Below are 279 nucleotides of genomic sequence, written 5' to 3'. Positions count from 1 at the left end.
ATCGTACTTTGGTAGATCTTTGAAGTCGAAACTCCAGTTACCATCCTTATCAGCCTTTACTTCTTTTGTTTGGAACTCTGTTCCATTTTGAAGTAATTGAACTGTGATGCCTTCTGGACGTGTGTTGAACTTATTGTTGTAGTCTTCCCAGACTTTCTTACCACTTACTTCTGTTGTTTCCGTATTCTTGTAAGTGTTCGTAATCGTTGTTCCTTCTACTTTTGTTTCATAGTCTTTCACTTTTACTTCATTTACTGTGTACTTGAACTCATTTCCTTG

The 279-nt window shown here is 36.6% G+C and carries 1 protein-coding gene; it reads right to left on the bottom strand.

Features of this window, described 5'->3' with window-relative positions; translation table 11 throughout:
* The coding region (locus tag JDS92_RS30230; RefSeq protein WP_199633055.1) for a Cna B-type domain-containing protein at positions 1-279 on the bottom strand (279 nt) is incomplete at both ends.

The organism is Bacillus cereus group sp. N12 (genome assembly GCF_016483575.1).
In the GTDB taxonomy this organism is placed as follows: Bacteria; Bacillota; Bacilli; order Bacillales; family Bacillaceae_G; genus Bacillus_A; species Bacillus_A toyonensis.
This window is presented reverse-complemented; position numbering and strand designations above follow the sequence as displayed.